Genomic DNA, 19,608 nt, shown 5'->3' with positions numbered 1-19,608 from the left:
GCCGGGTGCTCAGCGCAGCCCGGTCGAGCGGCGCAGCGCCGCCTGCACCAGGCGGTCGATCAGCTCCGGGTAGCTGACGCCGCTGGCCTGCCACATCTGCGGGTACATCGAGATCGGTGTGAAGCCGGGCAGGGTGTTGATCTCGTTGATCACGAACTCGCCGTCCTCGGTGAGGAAGAAGTCCGCGCGGACCAGGCCCTCGCAGGAGACGGCCTCGAACGCCTCGACCGCGAGTTGCCGCACCTCTGCGGTCTGCTCCTCGGTGAGCGGCGCCGGGACGATGCCGGGCGTGGAGTCGATGTACTTGGCCTCGAAGTCGTAGTACGCGTGCGTGTCCGGCGGCGGGATCTCGGCCGGTACGGAGGCGCGCGGCCCGTCCTCGAACTCCAGCACCCCGCACTCGATCTCACGGCCCCGGACGGCGGCCTCGACCAGGATCTTCGGGTCGTGGGCCTGCGCGGTGGCGATCGCCTCGTCCAGGCCGGACAGGTCGTCGACCTTGGTGATGCCGATCGAGGAGCCCGCGCGCGCGGGCTTCACGAACAGCGGCCAGCCGTGCTCGCCGGCCAGGTCGATGATCTTCTTGCGGGCGGCGGACTCGTCCTGCTGCCACTCGCGGGGGCGGATCACCACGTACGGGCCGACCTTCAGCCCGTAGGAGGTGAAGATCCGCTTCATGTACTCCTTGTCCTGGCCGACGGCCGAGGCGAGCACACCCGCGCCCACGTACGGCACTCCGGACAGCTCCAGCATGCCCTGGAGGGTGCCGTCCTCGCCGTAGGGCCCGTGCAGCACCGGGAAGACCACGTCGACCTCGCCGAGCGCCTTGGGCACCGCGCCGGGCTCGCTGTAGACGACCTCGCGGTTCGCGGGGTCGACGGGGAGCACCACGCCGCCCTCGGTGGACTCGGCCAGGTCCTCGACGGCGGGCACCCGGCGGTCGGTGATGGCCATCCGCTCCGGCTCGTCGGCGGTGAGCACCCAACGGCCCTCCCGCGTGATGCCGATCGGCAGCACGTCGTACTTGGTCCGGTCGATGGCGCCGAGGACGGCGCCGCCGGTGACCATGGAGATCCCGTGTTCGGAGCTGCGCCCGCCGAACACGACGGCCACGCGCGGCTTGCGCGACGGCTGCTCAGGGCTCTGGGGAAGGTTCTCGGTGCTCATATCGCGTTGAGAGTACCCGTTGGTAGAGCCCTGATACAGCGGCGGCACAGGGGGTTCGCTCAGCGTCGCTCGGGCTTCGCGCTGCGCGACATCAGCTCCTTGAGAGCGACCACCGGCGGCTTGCCCTCGTGCACGATGTCCACGACCGTCTCGGTGATGGGCATGTCGACGCCGTGCCTTCGGGCCAGATCCGCCACCGACTCGCAGGACTTGACTCCCTCGGCGGTCTGCCTGGTGACGGCGATGGTCTCCTTGAGCGTCATGCCCTTGCCGAGGTTGGTGCCGAAGGTGTGGTTGCGGGACAGCGGCGAGGAGCAGGTGGCCACCAGGTCGCCGAGGCCCGCGAGTCCGGAGAAGGTCAGCGGGTCGGCGCCGAGCGCGACACCGAGCCGCGCGGTCTCGGCGAGGCCCCGGGTGATGAGCGAGCCCTTGGCGTTGTCGCCGAGGCCCATGCCGTCCGCGATGCCGACGGCGAGCCCGATGACGTTCTTCACGGCACCGCCCAGCTCGCAGCCGACCACGTCGGTCTCCGTGTACGGCCGGAAGTACGGCGTGTGGCAGGCGGCCTGGAGCCGCTGGGCGACGGCCTCGTCGGTGCAGGCGACGACGGCGGCGGCGGGCATCCGGGCGGCGATCTCGCGGGCCAGATTGGGCCCGGTGACGACGGCGATGCGGTCCGCTCCGACCTTGGCGACGTCCTCGACGACCTCGCTCATCCGCATGGTGGAGCCGAGTTCGACGCCCTTCATCAGGGAGACGAGCACGGTGTCGGGGGCGAGCAGCGGGGTCCACTCGGCGAGGTTGGCGCGCAGGGTCTGGGAGGGGATGGCGAGGACGGTGAAGTCCGCGTCCCGCAGGGCCTCGGCCGGGTCCGAGGTCGCTCTGAGATTCTCCGGGAGTTCGACGCCGGGCAGGTAGTCGGGGTTGGTCCGCGTGGAGTTGACGGCCTCGGCCAGCTCGGGGCGGCGGGCCCACAGGGTCACTTCACAGCCCGCGTCGGCGAGCACCATGCCGAAGGCGGTGCCCCACGAGCCGGTGCCCATGACCGCCGCCTTTACCGCCTTGCTCACTTGCTCTGCCCCTCCGGTTCCTTGCCCTGCGTCTGTGCCTCGGTGCGGCGCCGCTGTTCGATCCGCTCGCGGCGCGGGTCGTAGGGGGTCGCGGGCGCCTTCTCGCCGCGGATCTCCTCAAGCTGGCGGGTGATGGCCGCCATGATGACCTCGGTGGCCTCCTTGAGCAGGTCCGGGGTCATCTCCTTGCCGTAGAAGCGCGACAGGTCCACGGGCGGGCCCGCGAGCACGTGATGGGTCTTGCGCGGGAAGAGGTCCGGCTTCTTGGCGTACGGCGGCAGCAGTTCGTTGGCGCCCCACTGGGCGACCGGGACGACCGGGCACTTGGTCTGCAGGGCCACGCGGGCGGCGCCGGTCTTGCCGGTCATGGGCCAGCCGTCCGGGTCGCGGGTCAGGGTGCCCTCGGGGTAGAAGGCGACGCACTCGCCGCGCTCCACGGCGTCGATCGCGGCGCGGAAGGCGCTCAGCGCGTCCGTGGACTCGCGGTAGACGGGGATCTGCCCGGTGCCGCGCATGGCGGCGCCGACGAATCCCTTCTTGAAAAGTCCGCTCTTCGCCAGGAATCGAGGAACCCGTCCGGTGTTGTACTGATAGTGCGCGTACGCGAAGGGGTCCACGTGGGAATTGTGGTTCACCACGGTGATAAATCCGCCCTCGGCCGGAATGTGCTCCATTCCGCGCCAGTCCCGCTTGATCAGAACGACCAGCGGCGGTTTGCAGAGCACCGCGGCGAAGCGGTACCAGAAGCCGATTCTGCGGCGGGGCACAAGGACACCTTCCTCTAGGGGCTGCCACCTCGGCGGGGGCCGCACAAGTGTCGCCCCAGGCCGCCGGTCTGTCGAGAACACCGTACGCCCGAGAGTCGGGCCGCCGGCCGGCACGGGGGACAATGATCGCGAGGAGAGAGGGACGGTACGCCGGTGCAATGGACCTTGGTCATCCCGCTGAAGCCCCTGTCCCGGGCCAAGAGCAGACTCTCGGACACCGCAGCCGACGGTGTGCGGCCGGGACTGGCCCTGGCGTTCGCGCAGGACACGGTGGCCGCGGCGGTTGCCTGTACGGCGGTGGCGGATGTGGCAGTCGTCACGGACGACCAGCTGGCCGCGCGCGAGCTGGCGGCATTGGGCGCCCGGATCGTCCCGGACGCCCCGGGAAGCGGGCTGAACGCCGCCCTGGCGCACGGCGCGGCCGTCGTACGGGAAATGCGCCCGCGCACACCGGTCGCGGCGCTCAACGCCGATCTGCCGGCGTTGCGGCCGGCGGAACTCGGCGTTGTCCTCGGCGCGGCCGGGGAGTTTCCGCGGGCGTTTCTCGCGGATGCGGCGCAGCTGGGCACGACGTTGCTGGCCGCGGGGCCGGACGAGGAATTGCGGCCGGAGTTCGGATTTGAATCCCGTTCCCGGCATCACGCCTCCGGCGCCCGGGAACTGGAGCTCGCCGGTGTCGATTCGGTACGACAGGACGTGGATACCGGTGACGACTTGCGCGCGGCCCTGGCTTTGGGAGTGGGCCGGTATACGGCGGCGATATCGGCGGGTTTGCTGATCCCGGGGTCGTAAGGGCGCCCGGTGCGGGGGATGGGCGGGGATCCGGCGCACTGCTCGCTGGGAGGTGCGGCGGCCGCAACCCCCTAGGGGCGCGGGGCTGTATCGATGTGCGGCTCCGCCGCGAGGCGCGACAAGCCACGACGGACCCGCAGCCTGCGGACGCCCCGCCCCCACGGCGATACCCGGCACCAGAGCTACCCTGCAGCCATGCAAGCCACCGCATACACCTACGACCCCGAAACCCGCAGCGGCCAGGTCCTCCTGGACGACGGCACCCCGGTGCCCTTCGACGACGCCGCGTTCAGCGCCGGAGGCCTCCGGCTGCTGCGCCCCGGCCAGCGCGTGCGGATCGAGACCGAGGGGGAGGGCGACACCCTGCGGATCACCCTCGTAACCCTTCAAACCCTGTAACTTCCCTTACACACGCCGCGGGCCGGACTCCCCTGGGGAGTCCGGCCCGGCGCGTGGGTGCCCGGCGGCCTTACGACGTCGCCTTGCGGGCGGTGGCCTTCTTCGCGGTGGTCTTGCGGGCCGTCGACTTCTTGGCCGGGGCCTTCTTCGCGGTGACCTTCTTCGCCGGGGCCTTCTTCGCCGTCGCCTTCTTGGCGGCGGCCTTCTTCGCCGCGGTGGTCTTGGCGGCCGCCGTGGTCTTCTTGGCGGTCGTCTTCTTCGCCGTCGTCTTCTTCGCGGCGGCCGCGGTCTTCTTCACCGCCGCCTTCTTGGCGGTGACCTTCTTCGCGGCCGCCTTCTTCGCCGTGGTCTTCTTCGCGGCGGCCTTCTTGACCGTCGCCGCGGCGCCGCCGGTCAGGCTGCCCTTCGGCGCCTTCTTGACCGAGACCTCGCCACCGCGCGGCAGCTTCTTCGAGCCGCTCACCAGGTCCTTGAAGCCCTGACCGGCGCGGAAGCGCGGCACGGAGGTCTTCTTGACCCGAACCCGCTCGCCCGTCTGAGGGTTGCGGGCGTAGCGGGCGGGGCGGTCCACCTTCTCGAAGGACCCGAAGCCGGTGACCGAGACCCGCTCGCCCGCGACGACCGCGCGGACGATGGCGTCCAGGACATGATCGACAGCTTCGGCGGCCTGCTGACGGCCGCCGACCTTGTCGGCAATCGCTTCTACGAGCTGCGCCTTGTTCACGTCTTCCCCTTCGGAGACATCGCCAGAACGAAAGTGTTCAAGCTTTTTCGCACGTTAGGCAGATATATACCGCAAATCAAACACGAAACGGGCTTATCACCCTTGTGCCGCAACGGACTCGGTGGTCTCGGGCTGTTCAGTGCTCCTCGTCGGGGATCCGACCCTCGTCGAGGTCCGCGTTGAACTGCTCGAGCCGCCTTGCCGCAGCGGCGAGATCGTGCTTGGCCGCGGCCGTAATGACCAGCAGCTTCCGGGTCAGCGCCATCCGTACGCCCTCCGGGACTTGCAGTGCGCGCACCCTTGCGTGCGCTTCCTTCAGTTGGTTCGCGACCGCCGTATAGAGCTGGAGTTGGCCGTCGTGTTCCATGCACAGATTGTGCCATCTGGGGCGAGTTGTCGCCTGCGCAGGGGGCAACTGCCGCCTCAAATGGCCTTCCAGGCACTTGCGGAGGACGCGATCCCAGCACTCACGTACCCCGACAACGTCCTTCGTAACGTGGGAAGTTGAGCGTCGCGCCGCAGTTGTGCGGGGCCGTTCGGGGGCAGACATGGCCGTACCCCCGATCGTGGCGATCGGGGGTACGGACGGGGATGTTGACGTGGCCGAAACCAGCCCCGCTCGGGGGGCGGGATCAGGCCTGGAGGGTCCGCGGCTTGTGGGCGGGCCGCTTGGCCTCGTACGCGGCGATGTCGGCCTCGTTCCGGAGCGTGATGGAGATGTCGTCCAGGCCGTTCAGCAGCCGCCAGCGGGAGTTCTCGTCCAGCTCGAAGGAGGCGGTGATGCCCTCGGCGCGCACCTCACGCGCCTCAAGGTCCACAGTGACCTCAGCCGTGGGGTCCGCTTCCGTCAGCTCCCACAGCGCGTCCACGATCTTCTGGTCGAGAACCACCGTGAGCAGGCCGTTCTTCAGCGAGTTGCCCCGGAAGATGTCCGCGAAACGCGCGGAGATCACGGCCTTGAAGCCGTAGTTCTGCAGCGCCCAGACGGCGTGCTCACGGGAGGAGCCGGTGCCGAAGTCGGGGCCGGCGACCAGGACCGTGGCGCCCTGCCGCTCGGGGCGGTTGAGGATGAAGTTCTCGTCCTTGCGCCAGGCCTCGAACAGCCCGTCCTCGAACCCGTCCCGGGTGACCTTCTTGAGCCAGTGAGCAGGGATGATCTGGTCGGTGTCGACGTTGCTGCGGCGCAGCGGCACGGCCCGGCCGGTGTGCGTGGTGAAGGCTTCCATGATCTCTCAGACTCCAGCGGGCGTACGGACGTCGGTCAGGTCGGCCGGGGAGGCCAGATGGCCCAGGACCGCGGTGGCGGCCGCGACCTGCGGCGACACCAGGTGCGTACGGCCGCCCTTGCCCTGCCGGCCCTCGAAGTTGCGGTTGGAGGTGGACGCGGAGCGCTCACCCGGGGCCAGCTGGTCGGGGTTCATGCCGAGGCACATCGAGCAGCCCGCGTGCCGCCATTCGGCGCCGGCCTCCTTGAAGACCACGTCAAGGCCCTCGGAGACGGCCTGCAGACCGACCCGCGCGGAGCCGGGGACGACCAGCATCCGTACGCCGTCGGCGACTTTGCGGTCCTTCACGATGCTCGCGGCGGCACGCAGGTCCTCGATGCGGCCGTTGGTGCAGGAGCCTACGAAGACGGTGTCCACCTTGATGGAGCGCAGCGACTGACCGGCCTCCAACCCCATGTATTCCAGGGCCTTTTCGGCGGCGAGGCGCTCCGAAGCGTCTTCGTACGAAGCCGGGTCGGGGACGGACGCCGAAAGCGGCGCGCCCTGGCCCGGGTTGGTGCCCCAGGTGACGAACGGGGACAGCGAGGCGGCGTCGATGACGACCTCGGCGTCGAACTCGGCGTCCGCGTCCGTCTTCAGCGTCTTCCAGTACGCGACGGCGGCGTCCCAGTCCGCGCCCTCGGGGGCGTGCGGGCGGCCCTTGAGGTACTCGAAGGTGGTCTCGTCGGGGGCGATCATGCCCGCGCGGGCGCCGGCCTCGATCGACATGTTGCAGATGGTCATCCGGGCCTCCATCGAGAGCTTCTCGATGGCGGAGCCGCGGTACTCCAGGATGTAGCCCTGGCCGCCGCCGGTGCCGATCTTCGCGATGATCGCCAGGATCAGGTCCTTGGCGGTGACGCCGTCGGGCAGCTCGCCCTCGACGGTGATGGCCATGGTCTTCGGGCGGGCCAGCGGCAGCGTCTGGGTGGCCAGGACGTGCTCGACCTGGGAGGTGCCGATGCCGAACGCGAGCGCGCCGAACGCGCCGTGCGTGGAGGTGTGCGAGTCACCGCAGACCACGGTCGTACCGGGCTGGGTCAGGCCCAGCTGCGGGCCGACGACGTGTACGACGCCCTGCTCGACGTCGCCCAGCGGGTGCAGCCGCACACCGAACTCGGCGCAGTTCTTGCGCAGCGTCTCCAGCTGGGCGCGGGAGACCGGGTCGGCGATGGGCTTGTCGATGTCGAGGGTCGGGGTGTTGTGGTCCTCGGTGGCGATGGTGAGATCGAGCCGGCGCACCCGGCGGCCGTTCTGCCTGAGGCCGTCGAAGGCCTGCGGGCTGGTCACCTCGTGCAGCAGGTGCAGATCGATGAAGAGGAGGTCGGGCTCGCCCTCGGCGCGCCGGACGACGTGGTCGTCCCAGACCTTCTCCGCGAGTGTCCTACCCATCGCTTTCCCTCCGGCCGGCCACGGTCACGCCGACGCAACTAGAGATCTTGAGGAAGCAGCGCCCTGGTTCCCGATGTCCGGTGATTGCGGGCGCCCGACACCCGGCCCCTTGGTCTGCGGGCCGCGGTGTGATTCCAGGGTGGCGCGTTCCACGGAAAATTGAACTTGCGTTTCACAGAGTGAGACGCGAGTATCGTTGCATGGACAACAGTAGCGGCGTCGGCGTTCTGGACAAGGCGGCCCTCGTCCTGAGCGCTCTGGAGTCCGGTCCGGCCACCCTCGCGGGTCTGGTCGGCGCGACCGGACTGGCACGACCCACGGCTCACCGCCTGGCCGTGGCTTTGGAACACCACCGCATGGTGGCACGCGACATGCAGGGCCGTTTCATTCTCGGGCCGCGTCTCGCGGAGCTGGCGGCGGCGGCCGGCGAGGACCGCCTGCTCGCCACGGCCGGCCCGGTGCTCACGCACCTGCGCGACGTCACGGGCGAGAGCGCGCAGCTCTACCGGCGCCAGGGTGACATGCGCATCTGTGTGGCCGCCGCGGAACGCCTGTCCGGCCTTCGGGACACCGTCCCGGTCGGCTCCACGCTCACGATGAAGGCCGGCTCCTCGGCGCAGATCCTGCTGGCCTGGGAGGAGCCCGAGCGCCTGCACCGCGGACTGCAGGGCGCCCGCTTCACGGCGACGGCGCTGTCGGGCGTACGGCGGCGCGGCTGGGCCCAGTCCATCGGCGAGCGCGAGCCGGGCGTCGCGTCCGTCTCCGCGCCCGTACGCGGCCCCTCCAACCGCGTGGTGGCCGCGGTGTCCGTCTCCGGCCCGATCGAGCGGCTGACGCGCCATCCCGGCCGTATGCACGCCCAGGCGGTCATCGACGCGGCCGGCCGCCTCTCCGAGGCCCTGCGCCGCTCGGGCTGAGCCCGGGTCCGGGAACGCCGAGGAGGGCCTGCCTCAACGCCGCGGCAGGCCCTCCTCGCTCCCCCGTCCCCCTGTTCAGCCGGTCTTCTCGGCCACCGGCGCCTGCTGGGACCGGTAGGCGAACCGGTCCTTCGCGTACCGGCCCCGCTTCTCCAGCGGGATCTGCCCGTGCGCCGCGGCCAGCCCGAACGCGGGCATGTCGCCGTAGATCGCCTCGTACGACCCCTCGGGCACGACATACGACTCGTGCCAGATGCCGACCTGCCCACGCAGCTTCCCGGCCCGCTCCATGCGGTTGAGGCGCGCCCAGGCCTTGTGGTGGAAGGCGTCCGACGCGGTCGCGTAGGCGTACAGCTTGTCCTTCGACTCCCAGTACTGCACGACGTAGTACGTCCGCGGCGAGGCCGTCAGCAGGACGTGGTTGAGCAGACCCCGCTCCGGTTCCTTCCGCAGATCCCGCAGCATGCGGAGCATCGCGAGCATCACCGGAAGCCACAGGTGCGCCGCCCAGAAGCGGTTGATGCGCATGCCGATCAACAGGACGACGACCTCGCCCTTCGTGTCAGCGGTCGTACGGGTCATCATGACCAACTTCCCCCTCGTTGGTGAGCGAAGCTATCCAAGTAGCGATGCTTGGATAGTGCCGTTATCCGAGAAGGAGCGCAAGAGATGCGGCTGGCCGAACTGAGCGAACGCAGTGGTGTGTCCACGGCGACGATCAAGTACTACCTGCGCGAAGGGCTGTTGCCGCCGGGCCGCCAGATCAACGCCACGACGGCCGAGTACGACGAGGAGCATCTGCGCCGGCTTCGGCTGGTGCGGGCGATGATCCAGGTGGGCCGGGTGCCGGTGGCGAAGGTGCGCGAGGTGCTCGGGCACGTGGACGACAACTCCCTGGGCCGCACGATCCGGCTGGGCGCGGCACTGTGGGCGCTGCCGCAGATCCCGGAGCCGGACGAGGAGGACGAGTACATCAAGGCCGCGCACCAGCAGGTCACCGCACTCCTGGACATGCTCGGCTGGGAGAACGCCAAACGGCTCACGACCATCTCCCCCGCGTACCGCTCGCTGGTGGTGGCGGTGGCCGCGTTCCGCCGGATCGGTTACGGCTTCGGGGCCGAACTGCTCGCGCCGTACGCCGAGTTGATGCACCGGACAGCCGTCCTCGACCTGGACAACATGGAGACGTACCCGTCGGAGGCGGAGCGGATCGAGTTCGCGATCCTGGGCGCGATCCTCAACGAGCCGGTGCTGCAGGCGCTGCACCGGCTGGCCCAGGAGGAGGAGTCGTCGCGGCGGTACGGCTTCGAGTGAGCCGGTCGATGCCGGACACGGCGAAGGCCCCCCACCGAAGTGGAGGGCCTTCCCTGTTGCGTACCCCCGACCGGATTCGAACCGGCGCTACCGCCTTGAGAGGGCGGCGTGCTAGGCCGCTACACAACGGGGGCGTGGACTCTGCGTTTCCGCAGGTCCGAGCTGGTCTACCTGGACTCGAACCAAGACTAACTGAACCAGAATCAGTCGTGCTGCCAATTACACCATAGACCAATGATGGTTTAGACCAGTCGTACCCCCGACCGGATTCGAACCGGCGCTACCGCCTTGAGAGGGCGGCGTGCTAGGCCGCTACACAACGGGGGCCCTAGCGATCCTGCATCGATGACGGTGGGAGCTACCCGAGCCGTCCTCGCGGGAAGGATCTGTACCCCCGACCGGATTCGAACCGGCGCTACTGCCTTGAGAGGGCAGCGTGCTAGGCCGCTACACAACGGGGGCTTTGCAGATAAGCTCTGCGAGCTGGCCTACCTGGACTCGAACCAAGACTAACTGAACCAGAATCAGTCGTGCTGCCAATTACACCATAGGCCACCGGAACTCAAGCCCCTGCGGGGTTCTCGTTCTAGTTCGCTCCTCGGGGCTTCGGCCTTCCGGCCCGCTCCCCTCGGCGCAGGAAGAACATTACCCGAAGGTGGACGGGGCTCCAAAACGGGTATCCGCGCCGACGAGCGCGGGGAGTTCGGCGAGGGTCGAGATCCGGTGCACGACGGCCTCCTCCGTGGCCTGCGCGGGAGTCGTCCCGCGATCGATCCACACGGACAGCAGGCCCGCCTCGGCGGCGCCCCGCCCGTCGATCTCCGGGTGGTCGCCGACGTACGCCACCTCGCGCGGCGGCAGGTGCAGCGCCTCGCAGGCCGCCAGGAAGGCGCCGGCCTCCGGCTTGGAGACGCCCAGCTCTGCGGCGCACAGGACGGCCTCGAAGCGGTCGAGGAGGCCGAGGGTGCGCAGCTTGTGCTCCTGGACCGTGAGGCTGGAGTTGGACAGCACCGCGTGCCGGTGGCTGGCGGCGAGGGTCTCCAGGGCGGGCAGGACGTCCGGGAAGAGGCTCCAGGAGGCCTCGTAGTGGGACAGATAGCGCTCGAACCAGGCGTCGGCCTCGCCGTCGGTCAGCTCCCGGTCAAGGAAGACCCGGGTACGGTCGCGGCGCTGGGTGACGAAGTCCACCTCTCCGGCGGCGAACCGGGCCCACTGGACGTCGGTGATCTCCCGCCAGCGCAGCAGGGCCTGCTCCGGGGTGCCGTACACGGCGAGCAGTCCCTCCGCCGCGAGATGGGCCCGCATACCCTCCCGGTCCGCGGTCGTGTAGTCGAAGAGGGTGTCGTCAACGTCCCAGACCACGGCTCTGATCGTCATACCACCGACGGTACTGCCCGACGGCTGGCAAACTGGTGAGCATGAGCGAGTACCGCGTCCAGTTCACCGTCGAGGCCCGTGCGACGTACGACGCCCTGACCTCTGAGCGCCGGTCCCAGCTGGACAGGGCCGTACGCATACTGGCCCGCGACCCCTTCCGGAAGACCTCGACCGCGCCACTGGGACCGGACGACAATCTGCGCAAGGCCTATGTGGCCCCTGGCGTGATGCTGGAATACGTGGTGGCTGGCGCGATCATGGTCGTCGTTGTGGTCTGGATCTTCGACGAAACCCAGTACCTGATCGACGAAGCCGACGCTCAGTGAGCAACGCGACAGGGGCGGTACCCGGAACTCCGGGTACCGCCCCTCATGCTTGGGTCGGCTACGCGCCCAGCTTGGCCAGCGCCGCGTCGATCCGTGCCAGCGTCTTCTCCTTGCCCAGGACTTCCAGGGACTCGAAGAGGGGCAGGCCGACGGTGCGGCCGGTGACGGCGACGCGGACCGGGGCCTGGGCCTTGCCGAGCTTGAGGCCGTGGGCCTCGCCGGCTGCCAGGACCGCCTCCTTCAGGGACTCCGGAGACGTCCAGTCCGCGGACTCCAGCTTCTCGCGGGCCGTGCGGAGGAGGGCGTCGCTGCCTTCCTTCATCGCCTTCGTCCACGAGGCCTCGTCCTCGACCGGCTCGGCGAGGAACAGGAAGTCGACGTTGTCGGTGATCTCGGAGAGGACCTTGAGGCGGGTCTGGGCGTGCGGGGCGATCGCCTCCCACTTCGCCTCGTCGAAGTCCTCCGGCGCCCAGGGGGCGAACGGGGCCTTCAGCCACGGGCGGCAGCGCTCGGTGAACTCCTTCACATCCAGCATGCGGATGTGGTCGCCGTTGATCGCCTCGCACTTCTTCAGGTCGAAGCGCGCCGGGTTGGGGTTCACGTCGGAGATGTCGAACGCGGCGACCATCTCGTCGATCGTGAAGATGTCCTGGTCCGCGGAGAGCGACCAGCCCAGCAGGGAGAGGTAGTTGAGCAGGCCCTCGGGGAGGAAGCCCTGCTCGCGGTAGAGGTTCAGCGACGACTGCGGATCACGCTTCGACAGCTTCTTGTTGCCCTCACCCATCACGTACGGCAGATGGCCGAAGGCCGGGGTCTGATTGGCGATGCCCAGCTCGATCAGCGCCTTGTACAGCGCGATCTGGCGCGGGGTGGAGGAGAGCAGGTCCTCGCCGCGCAGGACGTGGGTGATCTCCATCAGCGCGTCGTCGACGGGGTTGACCAGCGTGTACAGCGGGGCACCGTTCGCCCGGACGATGCCGTAGTCCGGCACGTTCTCCGGGGTGAAGGTCAGCTCGCCGCGGACCAGGTCGGTGAAGGTGATCGTCTCGTCGGGCATCCGGAAGCGGACGATCGGGGTGCGGCCCTGGGCCTGGTACTCCTCGATCTGCCCGTCACCGAGATCGCGGCAGTGGCCGTCGTAGCCCGACGCCTTCCCGGCCGCCCGCGCCGCCTCGCGGCGGGTGTCCAGCTCCTCCTGGGAGCAGTAGCAGTGGTAGGCGTGGCCGGCGTCCAGCAGCTTCTGGGCGACATCCTTGTAGATGTCCATGCGCTGCGACTGCCGGTACGGCGCGTGCGGGCCGCCGACCTCGGGGCCCTCGTCCCAGTCGAAGCCGAGCCAGCGCATCGCGTCCAGCAGCTGGTCGTACGACTCCTCGGAGTCGCGGGCCGCGTCGGTGTCCTCGATGCGGAAGACCATGGTGCCCTGGTGGTGCCGGGCGAACGCCCAGTTGAACAGGGCGGTGCGGACCAGGCCCACATGCGGGTTACCGGTGGGCGAGGGGCAGAAACGGACGCGTACGGGGGAGCCGGGTGCGCTAGCCACGCTTGACAACCTTGTTGGTGAGAGTGCCGATGCCTTCGATGGTGACGGCGACCTCGTCGCCGACGTTCAGGGGGCCGACCCCCGCGGGGGTGCCGGTGAGGATGACGTCGCCGGGGAGCAGGGTCATGGCCTCGGAGATGTTGACGACCAGGTCCTCGATGGGGTGGATCATCTCGCTGGTGCGGCCCAGCTGGCGCTGCTGACCGTTGACCGTGCACTGGATGGTCAGGTCGTTCGCGCGCTCCAGGTCCAGGTCCGTCTCCACCCAGGGGCCGAGCGGGCAGGAGGTGTCGAACCCCTTGGCCCGGGCCCACTGCTTCTCGCGCTTCTGCACATCGCGGGCGGTGACGTCGTTGGCGCAGGTGTAGCCGAAGACGACGTCCTTGACGCGTTCACGCGGGACCTCGCGGCACATCCGGCCGATGACGACGGCCAGCTCGGCCTCGTGGTGCAGTTCCTCGGAGAACGCCGGGTACTGGATGTCGTCGCCGGGGCCGATCACCGAGGTGGACGGCTTGAAGAAGGCGAACGGGGCGTCGGGCACCTCGTTGCCCAGCTCGCGCGCGTGGTCGGCGTAGTTACGGCCGAACGCCACGATCTTGTTGGGGAGGATCGGCGGGAGCAGCCTGACCTTGCTCAGCGGCACCTTCGTACCGGACAGCTCGTGGTCCGCGAACGGGATGCCCTTGATGATGTCGAGGACGAGTTCGTCCTGCTTGTCGCCCTCGACCGCGCCGAAGGCGACGTTCCCATCGATGGAGAACCTGGCGATGCGCACGGGATCCTTGCGCCCCTTACTGAGAACCGGCGTACTGACGCCCCAGGTTAACCGGTAGGACCGTCCGGCGTTCGGCACAGCCGCAGGCCCGGAAAGGCGTCGTACGAAAACGCGGTCCCGGGAATTCAGCGGAAAAGGTGAGCCGCGGGAGCCCGGCCGGCCGCTGGGCGCGGGAGCGTGATCGGCTACTCTCCGGCCGGGGCCATGGCGTCCACCGGGACGTCCACCAGGATCGTGCGCCGCGGGTTGGCGGTCTGGGTGGGGAGATCGACGGAGTGCTCCGGCAGCTCGGGCGTCTGCAGCTCGTCGGCGTCCTGGAGATGCGCCAGAGTCGTGCGTCGCGGGTTGGCGATCTTGTGGAACATCGTCGTCGTCTTCACCGTTGTGGTCCTGTGCCTCTGGTGGGTGGGTTTACGGAGTCGTCTGTTTACAGACTCCTCCCTGATGTAAAGCGTCAGGCTAAACATCCGATTCCCTGCCGACGGCGCCAACTGCCCACGATCTGCGTGTGAGTTTGCTCACGACCTCGATGACAATTCGGTTAAATCCGCACCGCAACGCGTCGCAGCGAAACGGACATTGACCCCCTGAACCCATCATTCCGCTCCTGATCATGGCGACTCAGACACCTGACACCGAGCGGCAACTCGCAGAGATATGCCCGATATATTCAGGAACGGCTTCCACGGCTGGTGACTTGGCACTCACAGCCCGTCACGGAGGTCACAGCTCGGACCACGGCCCTTGTTGGAGATCCTGCACTGTGCTGGAATTCCACGGACCGGACCGCCGCGGGGATCGAACCGGCGCACAGGGGCGCGACCAGCGCCGACCAGCGGCGGTGAGACAGGGGGGAACCAGCGCCGGTCACTCAAGACCACCGGGGGGCGTTTTCAGGGCGCTCTCCACAACGCCGACACCGTGTCCCTCCGTTCACGCGGAGGGGCGCCTGGTCCAGAGGTTGCGACGCTAGTGCAGGGACGTTTCAAGAGGGATGGCAGCGCTTCGGCGGAGCCGGAGTCGCACGACGGGACTGGCCCCATGAAGGGCAGCTCCTCGCCCCAGCACGCCCAGAACCCGGGCTCGGCCCCGTCCGGGGACGGCGGTCAGCGCAGCGGACGCCCCGGCGTGTCGTCCCCGACCGCCTCCACCGGGTCGGGCCCTGCCGGCGCCACCCCCGCGCCGGCGGTGAAGGCCGCCAAGGGCCCCTCCGGCCCCGGTTCGCGGGTGGCCCTGCGCAACTGGCGCATCTCCACGCGCCTGGTGTCGCTGCTCGCGCTGCCCGTGGTCGCGGCGACCTCGCTGGGCGCGTTGCGCATCGACCAGAACATCACGGACATCCAGCAGCTCGACAACATGAAGCTGCTCACGGACATGACCAAGCAGGCCACCGAGCTGGCCGCCGCGCTCCAGGAGGAGCGCGACCAGTCCGCCGGTCCCCTGGCGCACGGCCTGAGCGCGAACGACTACACGGTCAAGGGCTACGAGGACAAGACCGACCGGGCCCGTGAGAACTTCCTCAACGCCTCCGAGCAGATCGACTCGGCCAGCAAGGACGGCAACCTCCAGGGCGTCCGTGACGCGCTGGTCGGTCTCGCCAACCAGCTGGACGACCTCGCCAAGATCCGCAAGACGGCGTTCAAGGCGAACGGCAACTCGACCCAGACGATCGAGTCCTACCACCGGCTGATCACCCAGCTGATCAGCCTGTCCCAGGACATGGCCGAGGCGTCCAGCAACCCGGAGATGATCTCGCGCACCCGCGCCCTGGCGGCCTTCTCCACCGCCAAGGAGTACGCCTCCGTACAGCGCGCCACGATCGCGGCCGCCCTGCCCGCGACCAACACCACCAAGGGCGACCTCTCCGAGAACGACCGCCTGTACGGCCAGTCGGCGTACCAGAGCGAGAACTCGGAAATCGCGATCTTCCGGAAGATCTACGCGAGCAACAACGCCGAGGAACTGCTCAAGCCGATCGACGAGGGCAACCCGACGATCGAGTCCGCGGACACCTACGCCAAGCGCGTCTTCGACTCCCGCGACGGCATCCAGACCCTGAACGCCCGCTCCTACAAGGACTGGGTGGACGACAGCTCGACCAAGATCGACCAGATGAAGAAGATCGAGCACACGCTGCTTGAGGACATGGAGCAGAAGGCCCGTGAGCTGAAGAGCGCCACCCAGCGTGACGCCATCATCTCCGGTGCGCTGATTCTCCTCGTGCTCGGCGTGTCGCTGGTCGGCGCGTTCGTCGTGGCGCGGTCCATGATCCGCTCGCTGCGCCGGCTGCAGGAGACCGCGACCAAGGTCGCCCAGGAACGCCTGCCCGAGCTGGTCAAGCAGCTGTCGGAGTCCGACCCGCAGGACGTCGACACGTCCGTGGAGTCGGTCGGTGTGCACTCCCGGGACGAGATCGGCCAGGTGGCCGCGGCCTTCGACGACGTGCACCGCGAGGCGGTCCGCCTCGCCGCCGAGCAGGCCCTGCTGCGGGGCAACGTCAACGCGATGTTCACCAACCTCTCGCGCCGCTCCCAGGGCCTCATCCAGCGCCAGCTGTCGCTCATCTCCGAACTGGAGTCCCGCGAGGCCGACCCGGACCAGCTGTCCTCGCTGTTCAAGCTCGACCACCTCGCCACCCGTATGCGCCGTAACGGTGAGAACCTCCTGGTCCTCGCCGGTGAGGAGCCCGGCCGGCGCTGGACCCGCCCGGTCCCGCTGGTCGACGTGCTCCGCGCCGCCGCGTCCGAGGTGGAGCAGTACGAGCGCATCGAGCTGGCCTCCGTGCCCACCACCGAGGTCGCCGGCCGCGTGGTCAACGACCTCGTCCACCTGCTCGCCGAGCTGCTGGAGAACGCGACCTCGTTCTCCTCGCCGCAGACCAAGGTCAAGGTCACCGGTCACGCGCTGCCCGACGGCCGCGTGCTGATCGAGATCCACGACACCGGTATCGGCCTCTCCCCCGAGGACCTCGCGGCGATCAACGAGCGGCTCGCCTCGCCGCCCACCGTGGACGTCTCCGTCTCCCGCCGCATGGGACTCTTCGTGGTCGGCCGGCTCTCGCAGCGGCACGGCATCCGCATCCAGCTGCGCCCGTCCGACTCCGGTGGTACGACCGCCCTGGTCATGCTGCCCGTGGACGTGGCCCAGGGCGGCAAGAAGCCCGCTCCGGGCAAGCCGGGCGCACCCGGTGGCACCGGTGGCCCCGCCGCCGCGCAGGCCGCCGCCGGTGCGGCCGCGGCCCGGCGGCAGACCGGCAACGGCGGCGCCCTCGGTGGTGCCCCGGCCGGTGGCGGTCTGCTCGGTGCCGGTCCCGCTCCGCGCGGCCAGGTCGGCGCCGGCCAGGGTCCCCGGGCCGCGCTGCCCGGCTCGGGCCAGGGCGGCCGTCCCGGTGCGCCGGGCGGTGCGCGCGGTCCCCAGGGCGGTCCCGGTGCTCCCGGTGGCCTGGGCGGTCCGCAGCAGGGCCGGCCGTTGCCCGCGGGTGCCGGTGCGGGCGGTTTCGGCGGTCAGGCGCCCGGCGCCCCGCAGGGCCTCTCGACCGCGAACCCGGGCGGCCCGCAGGACGCCTTCGGCGGCCGTGGCCCGCAGCGGCCCGGCGCCGGCTCCGACCAGGGCCGCCGGCCCCAGCTGCCGCCGCGCGACGGCGCGCGGGCCGAGCTGCCCGGCGCCGACCAGCCGCGCACCCCGGACTGGGGCGACACCCAGGCCCCGCTGTCGCGTGCCGCGCTGGACACCCCGCGTGGCCACGACGAGCAGGACCCGGCGCACAGCTCGCGTATGCCGCTCATCGACGACCGGCAGGGTCCGGGCTCGACCGCGGAGATACCGAGGATCGACGACCAGGGTCCCTCCGCCACGGGCCAGTTCCCGCGTCCGGAGAACCCGCAGCAGACCGGTCAGTTCACGCGTCCCGACAACCCGCAGCAGACCGGCGAGTTCGCCCGGCCGGACGCCTCCGAGCTGCCCGGCGGGTACGACCGCACCGGCGGCGGGCAGCAGGACTCCGGGCCGTTCGTCCGCTCCGACGTCTTCAGCACGCCGGCGCCGCGACCGGACGACCTCCCGCGCAGCACGGGCCAGAACACCGGCCAGTTCGCCGCTCCGCAGGGCTTCGACGGCGGCTACGACGGCAGCTCCACCGGGCAGCACGCGCTGCCCGGACGCCAGGACCCGGCCCACACCGGCCAGTTCGAGCGCCCGCAGCCGGCCGGCCGGGACGACTTCGGCGCCCCGCGCCCGCCCGCCCCGCAGCAGCAGCAGCAGCGTCCGGTACACCGTGAACCGGAGGCTCTGCCGCCGGCCAACGGCCCGGTGGACGCCCGTACCCCGCTGTACGACACGCTGGAGACCAACTGGTTCCACGGCGGTCCGCAGGGAGGCGCACCGGCGCAGCCCCAGCAGCCGCAGGCGCCCGCCCCGGCTCCGCAGCGCGGCTTCGGCGGCAACCAGAACGGCAACGGCGGCAACAACAACGCGAACGGCACGGCCTCGACCACCGGCTCCTGGCGTACCTCGCCGAACGACGAACTCGTCCGGCAGGCCGAGCGCGTCCGGCAGCCCGCCGCGGGCGGTGTCACCACCTCCGGCCTGCCGCGCCGGGTGCCCCGGGCGAACCTCGTCCCGGGCACGGCTCAGCAGCAACAGCACCAAGCCGGTCCGCAGGTCTCGCGTGCGCCCGATGACGTACGCGGACGGCTGACCAATCTCCGTCGGGGCATCGCTCAGGGCCGGCAGGCCGGCAGCGGCCAGACCGGCAGCTACCCGAGCCCCACTCACCAGCAGGAGCGTTAGTTGAGTCCGATGAGCCAGGCGGCACAGAACCTGAACTGGTTGATCACCAACTTCGTGGACAACACCCCCGGGGTGTCCCACACCGTGGTGGTCTCCGCCGACGGCCTTCTGCTGGCGATGTCCGAAGGCTTCCCGCGGGACCGCGCCGACCAGCTGGCGGCCGTCGCGTCCGGGCTGACCTCCCTCACGGCCGGGGCGTCCCGGATCTTCGAGGGCGGCACCGTGGCGCAGACGGTCGTCGAGATGGAACGCGGGTTCCTCTTCCTGATGTCCATCTCGGACGGGTCGTCCCTCGCGGTCCTCGCCCACCCCGAGTGCGACATCGGTCTCGTCGGCTACGAGATGGCACTGCTCGTCGACCGCGCGGGGGCTGTACTCACCCCGGACCTGCGCGCCGAACTCCAAGGCAGTCTGCTGCACTGACCGCCCCGGCACCACCCACCTCACCAAAACACCGTCCGGCCGACACAATCCCCCCACCGGCCCCCGACAAGACGGCTTGACCGACCGACTTGCTGTCCCGCCCGGAGGATTCATGACCCCGCCCACCGCCCATCACGATCCGTACGCGGACCCGTACGGGGACGAGGGCGACCAGCCGCTGGTCCGTCCGTACGCGATGACCGGCGGCCGGACCCGGCCGCGCTACCAGCTCGCGATCGAGGCGCTGATCAGCACCACGGCCGATCCGGCAGCGCTCATGGGACTGCTCCCGGAGCACCAGCGCATCTGCCATCTGTGCCGTGAGGTCAAGTCGGTCGCGGAGGTCTCCGCGCTGCTGGCCATGCCGCTCGGAGTGGCCCGGATCCTGGTCGCCGACCTCGCCGAGGCCGGCCTGGTCGCCATCCACCAGCCGGGTGGCGACGAGAACAACGGCGGCGCTCCCGACGTGACGCTGCTCGAAAGGGTGCTCAGTGGACTTCGCAAGCTCTGACGCGGGCCGGGCCACCACCTCCGCGAAGATCGTGGTGGCGGGCGGCTTCGGCGTG

20 protein-coding genes, 5 tRNA genes and 1 pseudogene are annotated in these 19,608 nt (G+C 69.9%); 9 read left to right on the top strand and 17 right to left on the bottom strand.

Translation table 11 applies throughout. From position 1 onward, the window contains the following. Positions 1-9: 9 nt before the first annotated feature. Genes AV521_RS26030 through AV521_RS26020 form a run of 3 tightly spaced genes read right to left on the bottom strand, consistent with a single transcriptional unit; the run spans position 10 to position 3,004 of the window. Positions 10-1,167 carry a D-alanine--D-alanine ligase family protein gene (locus AV521_RS26030; protein ID WP_076091244.1) on the bottom strand — a complete coding sequence of 386 codons (1,158 nt, stop codon included), beginning with the start codon at positions 1,165-1,167 and terminating at the stop codon, positions 10-12. A 59-nt stretch (positions 1,168-1,226) separates the two neighbouring features. Further along, entirely contained in the window at positions 1,227-2,237 is a 1,011-nt protein-coding gene (locus AV521_RS26025) for an NAD(P)H-dependent glycerol-3-phosphate dehydrogenase (RefSeq protein WP_076091242.1), read from the bottom strand. Next, the gene (locus AV521_RS26020) at positions 2,234-3,004 is read right to left on the bottom strand and encodes a 1-acyl-sn-glycerol-3-phosphate acyltransferase (RefSeq protein WP_076091240.1); all 771 of its coding nucleotides are present in this window, start codon (positions 3,002-3,004) and stop codon (positions 2,234-2,236) included. Before AV521_RS26020 ends, AV521_RS26025 begins: the two co-directional genes overlap by 4 nt. Before the next feature lie 153 nt (positions 3,005-3,157). Here AV521_RS26020 and cofC point away from each other — a divergent pair, with 153 nt between their 5' ends. Beyond that, entirely contained in the window at positions 3,158-3,796 is a 639-nt protein-coding gene (gene cofC, locus AV521_RS26015) for a 2-phospho-L-lactate guanylyltransferase (RefSeq protein WP_076091238.1), read from the top strand. A gap of 195 nt (positions 3,797-3,991) precedes the next feature. After that, complete coding sequence (locus AV521_RS26010) at positions 3,992-4,195, top strand: hypothetical protein (protein ID WP_076091236.1); 204 nt, start codon at positions 3,992-3,994, stop codon at positions 4,193-4,195. Between the two features lie 70 nt (positions 4,196-4,265). Here the strand turns inward: AV521_RS26010 and AV521_RS26005 are convergent, their stop codons facing one another. The 4 genes from AV521_RS26005 to leuC all read right to left on the bottom strand — a co-directional run bounded on the left by AV521_RS26005 (position 4,266) and on the right by leuC (position 7,576). Beyond that, positions 4,266-4,919 (bottom strand): HU family DNA-binding protein, encoded by a 654-nt coding sequence (locus tag AV521_RS26005; RefSeq protein WP_076091234.1) that lies wholly within the window; start codon positions 4,917-4,919, stop codon positions 4,266-4,268. A 136-nt stretch (positions 4,920-5,055) separates the two neighbouring features. Further along, the gene (locus AV521_RS26000) at positions 5,056-5,286 is read right to left on the bottom strand and encodes a hypothetical protein (protein WP_076091232.1); all 231 of its coding nucleotides are present in this window, start codon (positions 5,284-5,286) and stop codon (positions 5,056-5,058) included. Positions 5,287-5,551: 265 nt separating this feature from the next. Continuing rightward, positions 5,552-6,145, bottom strand: a complete 594-nt coding sequence (gene leuD, locus AV521_RS25995; protein WP_076091230.1) for a 3-isopropylmalate dehydratase small subunit — start codon at positions 6,143-6,145, stop codon at positions 5,552-5,554. A gap of 6 nt (positions 6,146-6,151) precedes the next feature. Next, on the bottom strand, positions 6,152-7,576 hold the full coding sequence (leuC, locus tag AV521_RS25990; protein ID WP_076091228.1) for a 3-isopropylmalate dehydratase large subunit: 1,425 nt from the start codon (positions 7,574-7,576) through the stop codon (positions 6,152-6,154). 200 nt (positions 7,577-7,776) lie between these two features. On the opposite strand from leuC, the gene ndgR reads away from it, so the two are divergent. After that, the gene (ndgR, locus tag AV521_RS25985; protein ID WP_014675221.1) at positions 7,777-8,493 is read left to right on the top strand and encodes an IclR family transcriptional regulator NdgR; all 717 of its coding nucleotides are present in this window, start codon (positions 7,777-7,779) and stop codon (positions 8,491-8,493) included. 75 nt (positions 8,494-8,568) lie between these two features. On the opposite strand, the gene AV521_RS25980 is transcribed toward ndgR, so the two are convergent. Continuing rightward, positions 8,569-9,078, bottom strand: coding sequence for a DUF4188 domain-containing protein (locus AV521_RS25980; protein WP_076091226.1), 510 nt, complete (start codon positions 9,076-9,078; stop codon positions 8,569-8,571). A gap of 84 nt (positions 9,079-9,162) precedes the next feature. Here AV521_RS25980 and AV521_RS25975 point away from each other — a divergent pair, with 84 nt between their 5' ends. Beyond that, positions 9,163-9,807 (top strand): MerR family transcriptional regulator, encoded by a 645-nt coding sequence (locus AV521_RS25975; RefSeq protein ID WP_076091224.1) that lies wholly within the window; start codon positions 9,163-9,165, stop codon positions 9,805-9,807. A 61-nt stretch (positions 9,808-9,868) separates the two neighbouring features. Here AV521_RS25975 and AV521_RS25970 read toward each other — a convergent pair. From AV521_RS25970 to AV521_RS25945, 6 genes are all read right to left on the bottom strand, one after another. Continuing rightward, a tRNA-Glu gene (locus tag AV521_RS25970) sits at positions 9,869-9,941 on the bottom strand. 28 nt (positions 9,942-9,969) lie between these two features. Continuing rightward, positions 9,970-10,041 (bottom strand) — tRNA-Gln (locus AV521_RS25965). Between the two features lie 20 nt (positions 10,042-10,061). Further along, positions 10,062-10,134 (bottom strand) — tRNA-Glu (locus AV521_RS25960). Between the two features lie 62 nt (positions 10,135-10,196). Next, positions 10,197-10,269: transfer RNA gene (locus tag AV521_RS25955), tRNA-Glu, on the bottom strand. Positions 10,270-10,290: 21 nt separating this feature from the next. Beyond that, positions 10,291-10,362 (bottom strand) — tRNA-Gln (locus tag AV521_RS25950). Between the two features lie 90 nt (positions 10,363-10,452). Then, complete coding sequence (locus AV521_RS25945; protein WP_107481018.1) at positions 10,453-11,184, bottom strand: HAD family hydrolase; 732 nt, start codon at positions 11,182-11,184, stop codon at positions 10,453-10,455. A 41-nt stretch (positions 11,185-11,225) separates the two neighbouring features. Here AV521_RS25945 and AV521_RS25940 point away from each other — a divergent pair, with 41 nt between their 5' ends. After that, on the top strand, positions 11,226-11,510 hold the full coding sequence (locus AV521_RS25940) for a hypothetical protein (protein WP_076091220.1): 285 nt from the start codon (positions 11,226-11,228) through the stop codon (positions 11,508-11,510). Between the two features lie 58 nt (positions 11,511-11,568). On the opposite strand, the gene gltX is transcribed toward AV521_RS25940, so the two are convergent. The 3 genes from gltX to AV521_RS25925 all read right to left on the bottom strand — a co-directional run bounded on the left by gltX (position 11,569) and on the right by AV521_RS25925 (position 14,211). Further along, positions 11,569-13,053, bottom strand: coding sequence for a glutamate--tRNA ligase (gltX, locus tag AV521_RS25935; RefSeq protein WP_076091218.1), 1,485 nt, complete (start codon positions 13,051-13,053; stop codon positions 11,569-11,571). After that, positions 13,046-13,831, bottom strand: coding sequence for a fumarylacetoacetate hydrolase family protein (locus tag AV521_RS25930; RefSeq protein ID WP_076091216.1), 786 nt, complete (start codon positions 13,829-13,831; stop codon positions 13,046-13,048). The genes gltX and AV521_RS25930 overlap by 8 nt, the downstream gene beginning before the upstream one ends. A gap of 185 nt (positions 13,832-14,016) precedes the next feature. Beyond that, complete coding sequence (locus AV521_RS25925; protein ID WP_076091214.1) at positions 14,017-14,211, bottom strand: hypothetical protein; 195 nt, start codon at positions 14,209-14,211, stop codon at positions 14,017-14,019. 592 nt (positions 14,212-14,803) lie between these two features. On the opposite strand from AV521_RS25925, the gene AV521_RS25920 reads away from it, so the two are divergent. The 4 genes and pseudogenes from AV521_RS25920 to AV521_RS51105 form a co-directional block, all read left to right on the top strand. Beyond that, positions 14,804-18,619 carry a nitrate- and nitrite sensing domain-containing protein gene (locus AV521_RS25920; RefSeq protein WP_107481017.1) on the top strand — a complete coding sequence of 1,272 codons (3,816 nt, stop codon included), beginning with the start codon at positions 14,804-14,806 and terminating at the stop codon, positions 18,617-18,619. A 9-nt stretch (positions 18,620-18,628) separates the two neighbouring features. Then, entirely contained in the window at positions 18,629-19,042 is a 414-nt protein-coding gene (locus tag AV521_RS25915) for a roadblock/LC7 domain-containing protein (RefSeq protein WP_037654657.1), read from the top strand. Positions 19,043-19,154: 112 nt separating this feature from the next. Beyond that, the gene (locus AV521_RS25910; protein ID WP_076091212.1) at positions 19,155-19,553 is read left to right on the top strand and encodes a DUF742 domain-containing protein; all 399 of its coding nucleotides are present in this window, start codon (positions 19,155-19,157) and stop codon (positions 19,551-19,553) included. After that, positions 19,534-19,608, top strand: a pseudogene (locus tag AV521_RS51105) (ATP-binding protein); the annotation flags it as partial. The gene AV521_RS25910 and the pseudogene AV521_RS51105, both read left to right, overlap by 20 nt.

The organism is Streptomyces sp. IMTB 2501 (assembly GCF_001953885.1).
GTDB lineage: Bacteria > Actinomycetota > Actinomycetes > Streptomycetales > Streptomycetaceae > Streptomyces.
This window is presented reverse-complemented; position numbering and strand designations above follow the sequence as displayed.

What these genes read in the sequence shown, in the direction of transcription:
- AV521_RS25975 (WP_076091224.1), top strand. Translation starts at nt 9,163, where the DNA reads ATGCGGCTGGCCGAACTGAGCGAACGCAGTGGTGTGTCCACGGCGACG.
- ndgR (WP_014675221.1), top strand. Translation starts at nt 7,777, where the DNA reads ATGGACAACAGTAGCGGCGTCGGCGTTCTGGACAAGGCGGCCCTCGTC.
- AV521_RS25910 (WP_076091212.1), top strand. Translation starts at nt 19,155, where the DNA reads ATGACCCCGCCCACCGCCCATCACGATCCGTACGCGGACCCGTACGGG.
- AV521_RS25940 (WP_076091220.1), top strand. Translation starts at nt 11,226, where the DNA reads ATGAGCGAGTACCGCGTCCAGTTCACCGTCGAGGCCCGTGCGACGTAC.
- AV521_RS26010 (WP_076091236.1), top strand. Translation starts at nt 3,992, where the DNA reads ATGCAAGCCACCGCATACACCTACGACCCCGAAACCCGCAGCGGCCAG.
- leuD (WP_076091230.1), bottom strand. Translation starts at nt 6,145, where the DNA reads ATGGAAGCCTTCACCACGCACACCGGCCGGGCCGTGCCGCTGCGCCGC.
- leuC (WP_076091228.1), bottom strand. Translation starts at nt 7,576, where the DNA reads ATGGGTAGGACACTCGCGGAGAAGGTCTGGGACGACCACGTCGTCCGG.
- AV521_RS25945 (WP_107481018.1), bottom strand. Translation starts at nt 11,184, where the DNA reads ATGACGATCAGAGCCGTGGTCTGGGACGTTGACGACACCCTCTTCGAC.
- AV521_RS25980 (WP_076091226.1), bottom strand. Translation starts at nt 9,078, where the DNA reads ATGATGACCCGTACGACCGCTGACACGAAGGGCGAGGTCGTCGTCCTG.
- AV521_RS26000 (WP_076091232.1), bottom strand. Translation starts at nt 5,286, where the DNA reads ATGGAACACGACGGCCAACTCCAGCTCTATACGGCGGTCGCGAACCAA.
- AV521_RS25915 (WP_037654657.1), top strand. Translation starts at nt 18,629, where the DNA reads ATGAGCCAGGCGGCACAGAACCTGAACTGGTTGATCACCAACTTCGTG.
- AV521_RS26030 (WP_076091244.1), bottom strand. Translation starts at nt 1,167, where the DNA reads ATGAGCACCGAGAACCTTCCCCAGAGCCCTGAGCAGCCGTCGCGCAAG.